The organism is Lactiplantibacillus modestisalitolerans (genome assembly GCF_005405425.1).
Lineage (GTDB): Bacteria > Bacillota > Bacilli > Lactobacillales > Lactobacillaceae > Lactiplantibacillus > Lactiplantibacillus modestisalitolerans.
This window is the reverse complement of record NZ_BJEA01000012.1, coordinates 106,632-121,910: the sequence shown is the minus strand read 5'-3', so window position 1 is coordinate 121,910 and position 15,279 is coordinate 106,632. Positions and strand designations below refer to the sequence as shown.

The 15,279-nt window shown below is 49.4% G+C and carries 10 protein-coding genes, 1 pseudogene and 1 other annotated feature; of the genes and pseudogenes, 4 read left to right on the top strand and 7 right to left on the bottom strand.

Going from position 1 to position 15,279, the window contains the following annotated elements:
• The first annotated feature begins 63 nt into the window (after window positions 1-63).
• Window positions 64-2,373: an RNA polymerase recycling motor HelD gene (gene helD / locus FFM79_RS08345; RefSeq protein ID WP_137643016.1), complete on the top strand. Its 2,310-nt coding sequence runs from the start codon at window positions 64-66 to the stop codon at window positions 2,371-2,373.
• A 391-nt stretch (window positions 2,374-2,764) separates the two neighbouring features.
• On the top strand, window positions 2,765-4,690 hold the full coding sequence (locus FFM79_RS08340; RefSeq protein ID WP_137643015.1) for a fructose-1,6-bisphosphatase: 1,926 nt from the start codon (window positions 2,765-2,767) through the stop codon (window positions 4,688-4,690).
• 185 nt (window positions 4,691-4,875) lie between these two features.
• On the opposite strand, the gene FFM79_RS08335 is transcribed toward FFM79_RS08340, so the two are convergent.
• The 4 genes from FFM79_RS08335 to FFM79_RS08320 form a co-directional block, all read right to left on the bottom strand.
• Window positions 4,876-6,042 carry a cation:proton antiporter gene (locus tag FFM79_RS08335; protein ID WP_137643014.1) on the bottom strand — a complete coding sequence of 389 codons (1,167 nt, stop codon included), beginning with the start codon at window positions 6,040-6,042 and terminating at the stop codon, window positions 4,876-4,878.
• 42 nt (window positions 6,043-6,084) lie between these two features.
• Entirely contained in the window at window positions 6,085-7,461 is a 1,377-nt protein-coding gene (gene brnQ / locus FFM79_RS08330; protein ID WP_137643013.1) for a branched-chain amino acid transport system II carrier protein, read from the bottom strand.
• A 155-nt stretch (window positions 7,462-7,616) separates the two neighbouring features.
• Window positions 7,617-7,869, bottom strand: a binding site (T-box leader).
• A gap of 71 nt (window positions 7,870-7,940) precedes the next feature.
• Window positions 7,941-8,807 (bottom strand): aldo/keto reductase, encoded by an 867-nt coding sequence (locus tag FFM79_RS08325; RefSeq protein ID WP_137643012.1) that lies wholly within the window; start codon window positions 8,805-8,807, stop codon window positions 7,941-7,943.
• A gap of 18 nt (window positions 8,808-8,825) precedes the next feature.
• Window positions 8,826-9,695: an aldo/keto reductase gene (locus tag FFM79_RS08320; RefSeq protein ID WP_170177421.1), complete on the bottom strand. Its 870-nt coding sequence runs from the start codon at window positions 9,693-9,695 to the stop codon at window positions 8,826-8,828.
• 119 nt (window positions 9,696-9,814) lie between these two features.
• Here FFM79_RS08320 and FFM79_RS08315 point away from each other — a divergent pair, with 119 nt between their 5' ends.
• Window positions 9,815-10,693, top strand: a complete 879-nt coding sequence (locus FFM79_RS08315) for a LysR family transcriptional regulator (protein WP_137643011.1) — start codon at window positions 9,815-9,817, stop codon at window positions 10,691-10,693.
• Between the two features lie 105 nt (window positions 10,694-10,798).
• On the opposite strand, the gene FFM79_RS08310 is transcribed toward FFM79_RS08315, so the two are convergent.
• The 3 genes from FFM79_RS08310 to FFM79_RS08300 are packed head-to-tail and all read right to left on the bottom strand — an operon-like array spanning window position 10,799 to window position 14,663.
• Entirely contained in the window at window positions 10,799-12,133 is a 1,335-nt protein-coding gene (locus FFM79_RS08310) for a dihydrolipoyl dehydrogenase family protein (RefSeq protein WP_137643010.1), read from the bottom strand.
• 17 nt (window positions 12,134-12,150) lie between these two features.
• Window positions 12,151-13,134: an ABC transporter ATP-binding protein gene (locus tag FFM79_RS08305; protein ID WP_137643009.1), complete on the bottom strand. Its 984-nt coding sequence runs from the start codon at window positions 13,132-13,134 to the stop codon at window positions 12,151-12,153.
• Window positions 13,134-14,663: an ABC transporter permease/substrate-binding protein gene (locus FFM79_RS08300; protein ID WP_137643008.1), complete on the bottom strand. Its 1,530-nt coding sequence runs from the start codon at window positions 14,661-14,663 to the stop codon at window positions 13,134-13,136. The genes FFM79_RS08305 and FFM79_RS08300 overlap by 1 nt, the downstream gene beginning before the upstream one ends.
• 306 nt (window positions 14,664-14,969) lie before the next feature.
• Here FFM79_RS08300 and FFM79_RS12755 point away from each other — a divergent pair.
• Window positions 14,970-15,236 (top strand): annotated as a pseudogene (locus tag FFM79_RS12755) (hypothetical protein); the annotation flags it as partial.
• Between the last annotated feature and the right edge of the window lie 43 nt (window positions 15,237-15,279).

Here is a 15,279-nt window from a genome sequence, read left to right as displayed (position 1 = left end):
CTGTAAATCCGCCTAGAATAATTCAAGCAATTTAACGCTTTAAAAGACGGGAGGCCCTTATTAGTGGCAACATCAGCGCAGGAACAACAACAAGAACAGCAACGGGTCGATCAGGTGGTCGCGCAAGTTAAGCAACGGGCCCAACAAACCGACGATTTACTCGCCAAGGCCCACCGTGAAACCGATGTTATTCAGAAAAATTATGGTGATAATAACTCCGTCAATACGTTTGAAGTCGACGACCGGATTGAAACCAACGCCGAACTTCAACAGCAAAAACAAATGGTCGAACGGGCGGTTGAATCCGAAGCAATTTTAAACCGGCAGGTCGGCGTCTTAAAGGATTTAGGTAACTCGCCGTACTTCGGCCGCATCGACATTCAGGATACCCCGGACGACGCCCCCGAACGGCTTTACATTGGGACGGCTTCGTTCGTCGATAACGACCAGAACTTCCTGGTCTACGATTGGCGCGCGCCAATTTCATCCGTTTACTATAACGGCACCCTGGGAAAAGTGGCCTACCAAACGCCAGCCGGCAAACAGACGACCGAACTGACTAAGAAGCGTCAATTTCAAATCGATCACGGTGAAATTAAGAATATGTTTGATACGAACGAAACCGTGGGTGACGAAATCCTCCAGTCCGTTTTAGGCCAACAAAACGACGCCTACATGCAAAACATTGTGGCGACGATTCAAAAGGAACAAAACGATATTATTCGCGATACGTACAGTGATTTACTGGTCGTTCAGGGGGTCGCTGGTTCCGGTAAGACGTCGGCCATTTTGCAACGGATCGCCTTCTTACTTTATCATTCACGCGCCTCGCTCGAAGCCGACCAAATGGTCCTATTTTCACCTAACCGGTTATTTAGTCATTACATTTCAGAGGTGCTCCCTAGCTTAGGAGAGCGTAATATGCGGCAGGTCACCCTGGCAGAATTTTTAAGCGCCCGCTTTCAAGGATTAACGGTCGAAAGTTTATTTGAGCGCTACGAACAAGACCGGCAGCAAACCACCGCGGCCCCCGCGTTACGTGCTTTTCAAGAAAGCGCTGATTTCATGACGCAGGTGACGGCCTACTGTCAGCAATTGCCCGCCGACCAGTTACGGTTCACTAACATTATGTTTAACGGCGAAATTTTCTTCCATAAGGCCTCAATTGCCAAAATTGCCGCCGACTTACCGAAGGCGATGCAGCCCGCCGACCGCTTCTTAGCCATCAAGAACACCTTGATTAAGCGGTTAAAACACCGGATTAGTGACGAAGCCCAGTCCGACTGGGTCAACGAAATCATTGATCAGTTAAGCGACGAAGCCTACCACGACCTCTTAGGCAAGAAGCGCCGTGGGGACTTCCAATCACTCGACAATGAAGTCTTCTACATTGGGAAACAAATTATTACCAAACGCTTGCGGCAAGTGTACGACGCCATTTATAACGGTTATTTTCTTGATACTTATGAACAGTATAATGACTTTTTGGCCCAAGTTAAGCGCCCCCAGAATATTGACCCAACGGCTTGGCAAACTCGGATGCAAGCTTTCCGCACCGGCATTGAATACCACCGAATCGCACTGATTGACTGCGCTCCGTTACTCCTATTACGCGATATTTTGACGGGAAGCGGCCAAAATCGACGCATGCAGTACATCTTCGTGGATGAAATGCAGGACTATTCGCTTGCCCAGTTGCTCTACATCAAGCACGCCTTCCCACTCGCGAAGTTTACCTTATTAGGCGATAGTGAGCAGGCACTCTTTAAGGGGATTGAACGGCCTCAACAATTATTGGAACGATTGCGGGACGCCTTTGCCGTCCGACGAGCCAATCTCATCACCCTTAATAAGAGTTACCGTTCCACGAAGCAAATTACTAACTTTGCTAAGGCGCTCTTACCCGATGGCGACCAGATTCAGGCCTTCACCCGTGAAGGGGACCTACCGAAGGTGATGATCCGCTACGGCCACGAAGCTGCTCTGAACGGTCTGCTCAGTGAGGTCAATCATCAATTAGAATCGACCCACACCGTGGCGGTCCTGACGAAGGACCTGGCCGAAAGTCGGGCGGTTTATCAATTCTTGAAACACCACACCGTTGCCACTTTGATGGCGGATAGCGACCGCACAATGCCGTTAGGAGTCATTGTTATGCCAATCTACCTCGCCAAGGGGCTGGAATTTGACGCCGTGATTGCCTACGACGTTTCCGCAACTAACTACGCTGATGAAGCTGACACGGGGATTCTCTATACGATTGCGTCGCGGGCAATGCACCACCTGACCCTCCTCAGCATTGGGGACGCGTCACCGTTGATCACGCACTTAGACCCGACCCTCTTTACAATTGATCACCGGGTTCGCGTTTAGAGTAGTTATCGAAAGTCGGTGAGCCGGTGAACGAAGCCAGCTGACCTTTGGCGCCCGGTTGGGCTATTAATATGACGCGACCCACGTTCAAACTAACAAATAATAATTAAAGCGGGACAATTAATGACTTGGCTAACCCCATCATTAATTGTCCCGCTTTAATGCATTTTTCGGTTAAAATCTGCGCACCCACCAGCCCACAAAGACCGGACAATTGTGACTACGTACGTGGTTGAACTGGGGGGCGTTTTAGTGAAATTTTTTTGCACAAAAATGCACTTTATTTGACAATTCAATACAACTATTGGAAGCGGATACATAAAATGGTATAGTTTTAATATGCTCGATGCTGGGGGACTAAAAAACACTATGCAAGGAAAGGTATATAAAATTGTCTGAAAAATTCACAACTGAAAATGAAATCAATACCGAACTAATTAATTTATCAGCAATCTTAGGATTACCCAAAGGAACTGAAGCGTTTATCAGTGATATTCACGGGGAGTACGACGAATTCACACACATTATGCGTAACGGTTCTGGAAATACTAAGCAAAAAATTGCGGAGCTGTTTACCGGACGCTTGTCGCCAAACAGTCAAAAAAAATTAGCCTTTTTAATTTATTATCCGTCCGAGATTCTTGAGCAAACCAAAGCTAAAATCAAGGACCACGAAGAGCTGATTCAATGGTACATGGACGCCTTTAATAACCTCGTTGAAGTGTTGCGCTATGCGGCCAATAAGTATACGCAATCTAAAGTTAGAAAAGCCATCAACCCCGACTTTGTTTACATTACCGAAGAACTCCTCTATACCGATACGAGCTCTGAAACGAAGCAATTATCCTATCAGAATATTTTGGATAGTATTATCAAGTTAGACATTGCGGATAAGTTCATCATCGCAACTTGTCATTCCATTCAACGCTTAGTTGTTGACCACGTTCACATCGTTGGCGATATTTATGACCGGGGGCCGCATCCAGACTATATTATTGACTACTTATCCCACCACTGGAAAAACTTTGATTTCCAATGGGGGAACCACGATATTTTATGGTTAGGCAGTTTAGCCGGGTCCAAACTATGTATGTTAAACCTACTGCGCATCTGCGCCCGCTACGATAACCTTGAGATTTTACAGGATTCATACGGCATTGATTTAACGCCACTAATTGAGTTTGCCTGCGCGCACTATCAACCCTTACCAGGCTTTACTCCTAAATCCGATACGGGTAATAAAATCACCGCTGAAGATAATTTGATCAATAATTGTGTTCAACAAGCGGTTGCCATTATGCAATTTAAACTAGAAGGTCAAGCCATTCAACGCCGGCCCGAATTTAAAATGGAAAGTCGCCTCCTCCTAAGTCAACTAAGCCCCGACCGCCAAAGTATCGTGATTAACGGAACCACCTATCCGATTATTAACGGTTGTTTCCAACTGGTTGACGCTAACAATCCTTACCAGTTAACGTCAAACGAGCAAACCATTGTGGCCGACTTAATGGCAGCGTTCGCCGCGGCACCCAAATTGAAAAAGCACATTACTTACTTGGTCGAAAACGGCTCCATGTACTTAAAGTACAATGGTAATTTACTATTGCACGGTTGCGTCCCCGTTGATCGCCAAGGAAAACTATTAAGCTGGCACATTCAGGGCCGGGACTATGCCGGCCAAAGCCTTCTCGATTATTTTGATAAGGTGATTCGCCAATCCTTACATTGTCCAAAGGAACAGCAAAGTTTCAATGCTGACCTGCTGTGGTACTTGTGGACGGGAAAAATGTCCCCACTATTTGGTAAGGATCAAATGACGACCTTTGAACGCTACTTCATTGCTGACAAAACCACCCACGTTGAAAAACTAAACCCTTATTTTACTTTACGGCAAGAAGAATGGTTTGCCGACCAGCTCTTTAAAGACCTGGGATTAGGCCCAGATGCCCACATCATCAATGGTCATACGCCAGTTAAAGTTGGTAATTCACCCATTTTAGCCAACGGTAAAATTTTTGTTATCGACGGTGGGATGTCGAAACCGTACCATAAGACGACGGGGATTGGCGGCTACACCCTCCTATCCAACTCCTACGGTTTGCAACTCGTCACGCATAAGCCCTTCACAACAAGAAAACGGGCGATTGCTGATATGACTGACGTTGTCTCAACTAAACGCATTATTGAACAGGTGGTCAAACGCAAGCGGGTTGCTGATACCGATACGGGCAAAGAAATCAAGCGGCAGCGAGATGAATTGTTGCACCGCCTCGCCCTACTTCACGCTGCCAAGAGTCAAACGAAGGGCGTCATTTAGCCGCGTCGACTGGCGAACCAAGTTACCATCACCTAAAATGAGGGTGGTTCAAACACCGCTAGCCTAAGAACGGCCACGTAAAAACACCTTTGATAACATTAAAAGCTACTCTGCGAAAATCTAGCGGTTTTCGTAGAGTAGCTTTTTAACGTTGGTCACTTAGACGCTATTAATTTAAATTTAACTTAATTTGCTAAATCCGGTGCCCGATGAATTGCATCCTTTAACATAAACGGTGCAATCATCGTTACCAAAATAATGACGAGGATGACATCCGAATAATAGTCGCCCGACAGTAAGTGGGCCGAAAAACCAATTTGAGCCGTAATTAGGGCCATTTCGCCCCGTGAAATCATGCCCGAACCAACTAAGTAATTACTGTGACCACTAAATCCGTTCAGCCGGGCACCGAGCCCACAGCCTAATAGCTTAGTCAAAACGCCCAGTACGGTCATTACAACGATGAACGGCAGTGACTCCCAAAAACCATCAAAGGTCATGTTCAGGCCGACACTGACAAAGAATAGTGGGATAAACATCGTGTAACCAACCGGTTCAATGCTAACGTCAACCACGTGCTGGTAGTCCGTTTGCGCTACCGCAACGCCGGCAAAGAAGGCTCCAATCGCCCCACTTAAACCGACTAAATCTGCCAGCCACGCCATGGCTAAGCAAATAATGATAGCTACGATGGTCGGCCCCGCTGCCATTAATAAATGGTCGCTTAACCGCATTAATACCGGGGCGACCCACTTAACAACCAGCAGAACGCCGGCAAAGAACGCAACCTGTTCCAACAACACGATTCCGAGGTTGGTTTGCACGCCGCTCCCCCCAGCTTGGCTACCCATCAACGCAATCATAACACTTAGTAAGATCACGCCAATGATGTCATCCGCAACCGCCGCACCGAGAATGGTGGCCCCCTCCTTGGTATCGAGCGCCTTAAATTCCTTCAAAACCTCTACCGAAATTGAAACCGAAGTCGCTGAAAAGATTACGCCAATAAAGAGTGATTCAAACCAGCTAAACTGAAACAAGCGACTCGTTAAGCCCATGATTACGACCGGGAAAATCACCCCGATAATCGCAACCACGATGGCCGGTCGTAAGTATTTGCGCAATAGCGCCAAGTTACTTTCTAAGCCACCAATAAACATTAGGACGACGACCCCGATGTCCGAAAAGGTCTGCACTAAGTTGGTCAAGTGCACCCAATTTAAGATGGCCGGTCCTAAAACCACCCCCACTAAAATTTCACCAATTACCGCGGGCACCCCGGCACGGTGCGCAAAGTGGCCCGCTAAAGTGGTTGCCACGATCAATAAACATAAAGTTCCTACAAACGCCATCTACTCACCCATCCATTACTTATTAGGTCTATCATACACCTCTTAATTACGATTCATTCGATATTCCCGCGCCCGACTAATTTGCCGAAGGGCGTGCCAAGCTAGGCCAATCAGTAGTCCAATTAAGGCTGGTAGCGCCCAATCGAGGCCTAGTTTTGCCAGTGGTAAGTACTGCACATCCAGGGACAATAGTGCTTGAACCCAGCCCTGCCGGGTAATAATCGCCGGTGCCGCACCCAGGGCATCAAAGATGGCGGGAATTAAGGTTAACGCCGTCGTCCACCGGTACACGATTGGATCATGTTGAAATAGTGGTGACGCAATCGCCAGTACGATCAACGTAATCGCCAGCGGATACAAGAACATCAGCATCGGCGTTGACCAGGCAATGATTTGATCTAACCCAATGTTAGCAATTAAAAACGAGGCGCCGCAAGACAAACGGTTCCAACTGCGGTAACTAATTCGCGGAAACTTCGCGTGTAAGGCCTCGGAAAACGACGTCGTCAGGCCAACCGCGGTCGTTAAACAGGTCAAGGTTGCCATAATGGCTAAAATAATTTCACCCGGCATCCCCATAAAGGCGTTCGCAATTTGGGCAAAGGCAATCCCGCCGTCCGCTGAAAGCTTAAAGTGCGCTAACGAGGTCGCGCCAATCCAAATTAAACCCAAGTAAATCGCGGCTTCCAACGTAATACTCATCAAACTGGCCTTAGCCGCTGTCTTGGCGATTGCGGTTGGCGCCGTTTGACCCAGGCCCCGAATGGCCGTTACGACCGCAATACCGAATAGCAAAGCCGCTAACGCATCCATCGTGTTATACCCCTGTAAAAAGCCGTTTAGAAACGCGTGCCCCTGATACGCCGGCGTGATGGCCTGCCCCCGCGCACTGCCCAGTGGTTGACTAAACGCGAGCCCAAAAATCAACGCCAGTAAAATCAAAAACGCCGGGTTCAATAGTTTACCAATCATGTCCAAAATACCGGTGGGTTTGCGTGACGCCCAGTAAGTAATTCCGAAAAATAGCAAGGAGTAGGCTAGTAAAAACCACGGTTCCTGCGTCGCACTCACGTGACTGGCAATTCCGATTTGAAACGGGGTCGTCGCCGTCCGCGGCGTCGCAAACAACGGCCCCAGCGTTGCGCAGGTCAGCACCATAAACAAAGTTGCGTAGCGCTTACCGATTGGTCGTGCCAAATCATAAATACCACTACTGCGCGTTACACTAATCGCAATGATTCCCAGTAACGGCAAGAGCGTTCCCGTTAACAAGAAGCCCCCACCAGCGCGCAACCAGTGCGCCCCGGCTAGCTGACCCAAATGAATTGGAAAAATCAAATTACCGGCGCCAAAGAACATTCCAAACAGCATCGAACCAATGATCAAGTAATGTTTAAACGTTAATTTTTGTGTTTTCATAAGCTAAGTCCTCCATCTAAGCTACGAGTTACCGCCAACTAATTACTTGACCGACTCGGGCCAACCCGCCATTATGATTCATTCCCATGTAGATTCCTTCCCTAATCAAAACGTGCTAAGGACTAAAAAAACGCCCCTACAAAGCTAATTTGCTTTGTAAGGACGTTTACACGTGGTACCACCTTAATTTATTGGTTGCAAGTGCAACCAACCTCAACCGGACGGCCACCGTAACGAGTGGCGATCCGCGGACCGGTTAATGGTGGTCATCCAGTTAACACTTCCGTTAAAACGGTCGCATTAATCGCTCCCAGGCTACTTTCACACCACGTCACCATACCGCTTTGCACTAACCAACGGCTCCCTAAAATTTAGACGTTGCGCTACTCTCCTGTTCAACACGTTTATCTCATTTATTTTTAATGTTTTACATTATAATCTCATTTCAATAAATGTCAAGCGCGATTTTCTGATTCAATTTAATCGTTAGCGTGGACGTCAAACGCCCCTAACAATTGCTCTCTTAAGCCCGGTGCATCGGGGTCATGTTGACCCTTGCCCGTATCTAACGCCCGGAGGCTTGCCATTTCCGGCTCGGTAAGTTCAAAGTCAAAGATCTCGCGGTTACTCTTGATACGCGCTTCGTGAACCGACTTTGGAAAGACGATGATGCCTTCTTGGTGTTCAAACCGCAACATAATTTGGCCCGCGTCCTTGTGATACTTTGCCGCGAGGGTCGTGATGGCTGGTTCCTTAAATAAGGCCGGGTTGCCTTGACCCAACGGTGCCCACGCTTCTAATTTAACATTATGTGGCGCTAGCAACTTCCGCAGGGGGTGCTGTTGGAAATACGGGTTAAATTCAACCTGGTTAACGGACGGGACCGTCTCAAATTGCGGCACAAAGTGTTCCCAAATTTTGGGCGTCATGTTGGAAACCCCAATTGAACGCAGTTTACCCGCTTTTTTAGCGGCTTCCATCGCTTGCCAAGCTCCCAAGACGTCGCCGTATGGCTGATGAACCAAGTATAGGTCCAAATAGTCTAACCCCATCAGCTTAAGTGACTTATCAATGGCGCGGGTCGCAGCGTCATAGCCAAAGTCTTGCAGCCAAAGCTTGCTGGTAATCCAAATTTGGTCACGCGGAATCCCGCTGTCACGGACGGCGCGGCCCACTTCAGCTTCATTGAAGTAGGCAACCGCGGTATCAATATGCCGGTAGCCTAGTTCCAGCGCCGTTTTAACGGCTTGGTACGTCTGGCCGTCGTTGGGAATTTGGAACGTTCCAAACCCAATGGCTGGAATCTGAGTTCCGTCGTTTAACGTAATAGTTGGTGTTGTTGGCATTTAAATTCCTCCTAAAAATTAATCGTGTAGTTGGGCCAAACTTGACCCAAAAATCTGTTCAATCGTAACCGGATCACGGTGGTCAAAAAATTGACTTTGATGTTGGTTCAACGTCGCAATTTTAGCCATCTCGGCTGCCGTCAATTCAAAATCAAAGACGGCAATATTTTCGCGCATCCGTTCCGGGTGCACCGACTTCGGAATCACCGTAATTCCGCGCTGTAACAACCACCGCAAAATCACCTGACCGGTCGTTTTATCATGATTGGCCGCAATGGCTTGTAAGGTCGTGTTCGTAAAGATCCCGTGCTTGCCTTCCGCAAACGGGGCCCAGGCTTCGACCCGGACGTTTTCGTGCTGGTTAAAATCAACTTCGGTTGGTTGTTGGTACCACGGATTCACTTCAATTTGGTTAACGGCTGGCTGGACTGCCATCGTTAACTCTAAATTTTTCAACTGGTCAGCGTAAAAGTTTGAAACCCCAATCGCGCGAATTTTACCGGCGTGGTAGGCCTCTTCCATGGCCCGCCAAGCACCCATGACGTCACCGTACGGTTGGTGTAATAAGTAAAGATCGAGGTAATCTAACCCTAAGCGTTCAAGTGACGCGTCAATCCCGCGCTTAGCCCGCTCGTAGGTAAAATCGGAAACCCAGAGTTTCGACGTTACAAAGAGTTCTTGGCGGTCAATCCCGCTAGCTTTAATGGCCGCCCCGACCGCCTGTTCATTTTGATAAGCGGTGGCGGTATCAATTAAGCGGTAACCCGCTTTAAGCGCCGCACTAACCGCGGCTTGGCACTGATCTAAATCTGGCACTTGGAAAACGCCGAAGCCGAGCTGGGGCATTTCGACGCCGTTATTTAATTGAATGACTGGAACTGACATCATATCGCAACCTTTCTGTTCGTGTTAACAAAACCTAGCTTACCGCCAACCGTTTCACTTGAAAATTACCCCTTTTCAATACTAGTATACAGTTAACGTATACTAATTTTGGAGGTGCTCCATTGCTCAATAATGACCTACTATTGGCACTCGTGACCTTTGCGCGGACGCAGACCCTGGCCAAAACGGCGGCCGCGTTGCACGTCACCCAGCCAACCGTTACCCGCGGCATGCAAAAATTGGAAAGCGACTTGAACGTTCAGTTATTTAATCGCCAACCGAATAAAATTACCCTAACCGCAACCGGCAAATTGGCGGCTACGTCCGCGGCCCAGCTGTTACATGACCAGCAAGCGTTTGTGACCCAGTTACAAAACTTTGAACGCAACCAGCAACGGTTGGTCGTCATGGCGACCTTACCCGGACCACTCGTCATGCTTGACGCTCGCCAATCGCAGTTACCTGCCAACCTGACCGTCGATTCAACCCTAATTACCGACGATCAACTGGCCGCGACGCTCACCAACCGGCGGGCGCGGTTAATTTTTTCTAACCAGGAGGTCCAAACCGCGACGATTGAATCGCGCTTTTTAGGCATCGAAAGCCTCGTTGTCCACCTCCAGAAATTTATGTATCAGGCTAACCAGCCGACGATTACGTTTAAAGAGTTGCGCGGTCTCAGTTTCGTCATGTTGGATAATATTGGCGACTGGCGCCACGTTAGCCAGCAACTCATTCCGGACGCAAAATTTCTCTACCAGGACGATCAAAGTAGCTTTCAAGAAATCGCTAAATATTCCGACTTTCCGTACTTTAGTACCAACGTCTCGCTCCTGCGCGACGAAGTACGGCGGCAAACAACGGACGATAACCGGGTCGCCATCCCAATTAGTGACGAGGCGGCCCACATGCCCATCTACATGAGTTACCTCAAAAGTGACCACGCTGCGCTACGTCATTTAATGGATCAATTCGTTAAGTGGTGGCCGGCCGCAACTTAAGAAACCACAAAAACCGGAAGTGCCCCGTTCTGATTGGGATACTTCCGGTTTTTGCGTTACTCATAACCTAATTATTGGGTGTCGGCGTGCTTAGTTAATTCAAATTTAGTATAAATACTGCAAATCACTTGCCGGTGTTGGGTATGCCAAAATCCGGTGTTGTAAATCGGCAAGCGTCAGCTTTTGATCAATTAGGAGTGTTAGATAGTTGATCATTTCATCCGCCAAGTCACTCAACACAGTCGCCCCCACGATGGTCCCGCTCGGTTGATCCACGATTACCTTAGCAAGCGCTTGTTGCGCCCCAAAGCGGTAATACGTAAACCACTTAGTCATGTCGATGGTTTGGACACGATACCGGTCCGGTTCCCGCTGGGCCGCCGCCGCGCTTAACCCAACTTGGGCTAACTTCGGCGCCGCAAAGACTTGCGTTGGCACGGCCGGATACTGAATCGCCGCGCCCGGTTGCGTTAATTCACCCACCAAGTAACGAGCTTCGTAGCCCGCAACCGGCGTCAGCTTCGGCACCGGCGTCGCGCTCACGTCACCCACGGCGTAAATGTGGGTATTTGCGGTTTGTAAGTGGTCGTTGACTTGAACGCCTTGGCGGTCATAGGCGACGCCCACGTTTTCCAAGCCAAGTTGCTCGACGTTAGGCACCCGACCCGCAGAACAGATTACAAGGTCGGTCACGAGTTCAAAACCGCTGGCCGCTTGAACGTGATAGCCATCCGCCTGCTTGGTAACCGCCGTCACGTCTTCGTTCAAGTGGAAGTGGACGTCTTCTTTTTCCAAATTGGTCATCAGTGCTTGGACCATGGCCGGGTCAAAGTTTTTGAGTGGCCGGTCGTTGTGATGAATCAAGTGAACGTCGGCGTCGGCCGCCTTCGCGATTGTCGCCAGTTCAAAGCCCACGTAGCCCCCGCCAATGAAGGTTACTCGCTTGGGCATGTCGTCTAGGTCCAAAAAATCGGTACTCGTCCTCAGATTTTCGTGCCCAGTGATTGGTAAAATGGCCGGTCGCTGCCCGGTCGCAATCACATAGTCGCGGGCACTAACGGGCGTGCCGTCAACCGTCAGTTGACCGTCCGCACCAAACGTCGCCTGACCGTGAATGGTTGCAATTCCCTGCTTTTCCAAGCTAGCGTGGGTCCCAGAACTGATACCATCCGTGTAGCCGCGCTTATGAGCCATCAAAGCGGGCCAATCAATTTGGGGACCCGCGATCAAGCCGCGGTGCTGTAAGTGTTCCGCCGCTTCCTTTGCTTCAACTGCACTCAATAAGATTTTCTTAGGGTCACAGCCACGGTTCGGGCAAGTCCCGCCCCACAAGTCCGCTTCAACAATTAGGACCCGCTTGCCCTGAGCCGTTAAGCCCCCGGCGACGGCCGTTCCCGCGGGGCCCCCACCGATTACAATTACGTCATATTGATTCGCCATGCTTACTTCCTCCTCGTTTAATCCGCTTCGTGTTCACTCAAATACGCGACAACGCGCTGCCGGTCAAGGTAGCCACGCACCTGCTGATCCTCCGTGATTGCCAGGTAGTCGTGCGTTCGAAAGGCTTTGAAGGCCGTTCGGAGCGTGGCCTGCGCAGCCAACGTTTGAATCCGCCCCGCCGCGACAGCTGGTTTTGGTAAATAGCCCTGACTGAGGCCGACCCGGCCAACGTAAATATCGTAGACGTTTTTAGCCCGGCTAGCGCCGAAAAAGTCCCGCACAAACGCGTTGGCTGGGTGTTGCGCTAGTTCGGTCGGCGTCCCAACTTGGACGAGTTGTCCCTGCCGCATCACGCCGATCCGGTTCCCTAATTTTAACGCTTCGTTCATGTCATGGGTGACAAAAACAATCGTATTATGGTAGCGGGCGTGTAACCGCAAGACTAAGTCCTGTAACTGCTGGCGCGACAAGGGATCGAGCGCGCTAAACGGTTCGTCCATCAACACAATTTCGGGATTAGCCGCAATTGCCCGTAAGATGCCAATCCGTTGTTGCTCACCGCCTGAAAGCTCCCGTGGTAGTCGGTTACGATAGTCCGCCGGCGCTAGGCCCACTTCCGTTAATAGTTCGTCGATCGTTTGGTTAATGACCTTTTTAGCCGTCCCCTTCATTTCGGGAATCACCGCGATGTTCTGGGCGACGGTCATCGTTGGAAAGAGGGCAATTTGCTGAAGGACGTAGCCCATTTGCCAGCGAAGATCACGCACCGGCATTTGACTACTATCCTGACCATTGACGAGAATCGTCCCCTTCGTCAGTGGATCCAAGCGATTAATCATTTTCAGGGTGGTCGTTTTACCACTACCAGACGTACCTACGAGGACGAACAATTCACCCTGCTCCACGGTTAAGTTGAGGTCGGGAATCACGACTTGGTCACCAAACGCTTTTTGGACGTGTTGAAAAGTAATTGCCACTGGTTTTGTCGTTGTTGGTTCCATTATTCCGCCCCCGTTGTTAGTAAATGATGTTTAACCAGGTACGCCCGCGCGACTTTAGCCGCCGAACGCTTCTGGACGTTGACTTCATAATTCATCTCTTGCATATCCGTTTCTGAAATCTGTCCGGCTAATTTATTCAACGCCCGAACAATTTGCGGATGCTGCCCAGCAAAACTCGCCTTCATCAACGGTGCCCCTTGATACGTCGGGAAGAAATGCTGGTCATCCTTTAAAAGTTTTAAATTGTACTGTCGCAATTCACTATCCGTTGCGTAAGCGTCAACCAGGTTAATGCGCCCCTTACTAATCGCTTCGTAGCGTAGCGCCGGCTCCATTGATTTAGCTGTCACGTCCAGCCCGTAGGCCTTTTTAAGTCCTTTTAAGCCGTCGTTACGGTCAATGAATTCTAGCGTCATCCCCGGTTTCAGTAAACCCTCGACCCGGTTCAAATCACTAATCGTCTTTAAGTGGTGCTCCCGTTGAAACTGCGCGGTCACCGCTAACGCATAGGTGTTGTTATACCGCATGGGTTTTAGCAGCCGCATATCGGCCTGTTGCCGCAAGCGTTTCTGGGCTAACTGATAAGTTTGCTTGGCCGTCATCCGCTTAGGATTTTGCCCCTTCACCAACGTTTCCAGTACCGAACCGGTAAACTCGGGGTAAATATCAATTTGATCATTTTTGAGAGCGCTATAGAGAAAGGTCGTTTTCCCAAAATTGGGCTTCAACGTGACCTTAACGTGTTTATCCTGCGCCTCAATCAATTCCTTATACATGTTGATCAGGATGTCCGGCTCCGAGCCCAGCTTACCGGCAATCGTCACGGTTTCAACCCGGTTAGCGTACACGCTATACGCACCGCCCCCGCCAAGCAGCGCGACGATTACCCCAAACATGACTAGAGCCTGCCGGGGCTTCGCCGTTTGAAACCAACGCACTAACGCACTCAGCAGAATCGCCAGTAACGCCGACGAAATCGCGCCAATCAAGAGCAGCGGCGTATCGTTGCGGTCAATTCCGAGCATGATGAACGTCCCTAAACCGCCAGCCCCAATTAAGGCGGCCAACGTCGCTGTCCCAATGATGAGCACTAACGCCGTCCGGATACCGGCAATAATTTGGGGGAGCGCAATCGGCAATTCCACCTTAAACAATTTCCGCATCCGCGACATCGCAAACGCGTCGGCCGCCTCTTCAATTGACGGGTCAATTTCAGCGATCCCCAAGTACGTATTTTGAAAAATTGGTAACAGCGCGTAAATTACCAGTGCAATTACCGCCGGCACCGTGCCAATCCCAACTAGTGGAATCAGCAATCCCAAGAGTGCCAGCGACGGAATCGTTTGCAAAACACTCGTCAGCTGCAACAAACCCTCCGCCCATTTAGGTCGCCGCACCGCCCAAATCGCCAGCGGAATGGCAATGACCATCGCTAAAACGAGCGCAGTCAAAGAAATTCCTAAGTGCTGCCATAGTGCGGTCAGCAGGTCCCCGCGGCGGTCCGCCAACGTCTGTAATAATGTCTGCATGCCCTTCTCCTCCCAAAAATAGCCTGATTTTCCTAATCGTAGCACACCCCCGTCAGATTCCCAGTGATATGCGCTCGTCGTCTTGTAACAACAAAAGTTTCACCTTTTACTCTACGCGTCTTTTCGAAGCCTGTCAATTTAGACATCGGAAAAATGCTGACTTTTAACGTCCACGCCCGTTGCTGGCGGCAAATCTAAGCAGGTACAGTGGCATCAAAAAATGAGCGTGTGCCAAAGGGGAGCACTTACGGGGTTAAGCGGAGCTAGCTGACTTTTGGCGTACGCTTCGGCTATGAACATTCGGAGATACACAAACGCGGTGAAGCTCACGCTCGTCGTATTTTATTCTTTGCCGTTCGTAACATGATCCGCCAATAAAAAGCGGCTCCCAACCATATCGTTGATTATTATTACAGATTAAAAAAACCTTATCCCAAACAGGATAAGGTCGCAGTGGTGGCCTGCATGAATAAGACCGTTAAATGTCTTTTAGCCATGGTAAAGGCCAATCAAGGGTATGATTACTCATACCACGGACTCGCAGTCCAATCAGGGTCACACCTTATAATTTAATTTTAGTAGTCCCCCACTGATTGATTTTTGCAATATCAGTCAG